The 1,820-nt window shown below is 68.4% G+C and carries 2 protein-coding genes; both read right to left on the reverse strand.

The window, feature by feature from the left end; translation table 11 throughout:
• Positions 1 to 604, reverse strand: a 604-nt coding sequence (gene trpA, locus LQV45_RS29520; protein WP_230010657.1) for a tryptophan synthase subunit alpha, incomplete at its 3' end; no start/stop codon positions are given.
• Positions 601 to 1,820, reverse strand: a 1,220-nt coding sequence (trpB, locus tag LQV45_RS29525; protein ID WP_230010659.1) for a tryptophan synthase subunit beta, incomplete at its 5' end; no start/stop codon positions are given. The genes trpB and trpA, both read right to left, overlap by 4 nt.

The following is a 1,820-nucleotide window of genomic DNA, read 5'->3' on the forward strand; positions in this document are numbered from 1 at the left end:
CCGCGGAGCTGACCGAGGTCCGGGCGCCGGTGACGCCCATGATGGAGACGGCGTAGACGAAGCCGCGGCTCGCGTCGACAGTGCGTTTCATGCGTTCGGGCGAGGACGAGGGAGCCACGAGGAACACCCGGTCCAGGCCGTACTTGTCCGAGGCCGCCATCCATTCGGCGGCCTCGTCCGGAATGAGGTCGGGCGTGATGAGCCCGGCTCCCCCGGCCTCGGCCAGGCGGCGGGAGAACTCGTCCACGCCCATCCGGACCACGGGGTTCCAGTACGTCATGACCAGCACGGCGGCGTCGGTCTTGCTCGTAATGCCGCGGACGACGTCGAAGACCTCCCGGACGTGGAAGCCCTTCGCGAGGGCTTCCGTCGTGGCGGCCTGGATGACCTGGCCGTCCATGACCGGGTCCGAGTACGGGATGCCGATCTCGATGAGGTCGGCGCCGTTCTCGGCCAGGGCGATGCCGGCGGCGATGGTGTCTTTAACGCTCGGGTAGCCGGCGGGCAGGTAGCCGATCAGGGCCGCCCGGCCCTGGGCGCGGGCGCGGTCAATGGCCGCGGCCGACTTGCTGGCGTGCTGGTTGCCGTCCTGGCTGGTGCTCACAGCTGTTCCCCCTCTTTGGCGATTTCGGCTTCAGGTGAATCCTTGTCCAGCAGGTCGAACCATTCCGCGGCCGTGGCCACGTCCTTGTCGCCGCGGCCGGAGAGGTTCACCATCACGATTTTCTCTGAGGCGTCTGTTGCCTTGCCTGCGGCCGCGTCAGCGGCGAGCCGCTGACCCACCTTGATGGCGCCGGCGAGGGCGTGGGCGGACTCGATGGCGGGGATGATGCCCTCGGTGCGGCACAGGAGGCGGAAGGCCTCCATGGCCTCGCTGTCCGTGATGGGCTCGTAGCTGACCCGGCCAATGTCGGCCAGGTAGGAATGCTCGGGGCCGACGCCGGGGTAGTCCAGGCCGGCGGAGATCGAGTGCGACTCGATGGTCTGGCCGTCGTCGTCCTGCATGAGGTACGAGCGGGCGCCGTGCAGTACGCCGGGTTTGCCGAGGGTGATGGTGGCTGCGTGGCGTCCGGTTTCGACGCCCTCGCCGCCGGCTTCGAAGCCGTAGATCTTGACCGAAGGGTCATCGAGGAAGCCGTGGAAGATGCCAATGGCGTTGGAGCCGCCGCCGATGCAGGCACAGACGGCATCCGGCAGCCGGCCGGTCTGGTCCAGGATCTGGGCGCGGGCTTCCTCACCGATGACCTCGTGGAAGTAGCGGACCATCGCAGGGAACGGGTGTGCTCCGGCGGCGGTGCCCAGCAGGTAGTGCGTGTTGCCCACGTTGGCCACCCAGTCGCGCAGGGCCTCGTTGATGGCGTCCTTGAGCGTCTGGGATCCATTGGTGACCGGGATGACCGTGGCGCCGAGGAGTTCCATGCGGGCCACGTTGAGGGACTGCCTGCGGCAGTCCTCGGCGCCCATGTAGACCACGCATTCCAGGCCCAGCAGGGCTGCGGCCGTGGCGCTGGCCACGCCGTGCTGGCCGGCGCCGGTTTCGGCGATGACGCGGGTTTTGCCCATTCGCTTGGCGAGCAGCGCCTGGCCCAGGACGTTGTTGATCTTGTGCGAGCCGGTGTGGTTGAGGTCTTCGCGCTTGAGGAAGATCCGCACCCCGCCGGCGTGCTCGGCGAAGCGCTTGGCCTCGGTCAGCAGCGATGGCCGGCCCGAGTAGTTCTTGTTCAGGTCGGCGATCTGGGCCGTGAACTCCGGATCGGCCTTGGCCTTCTCGAAGGTGTCCTCGAGCTCGTCCAGGGCCGCGATGAGCGACTCTGGCATCC

It is taken from the genome of Microbacterium sp. Bi128, assembly GCF_918698205.1.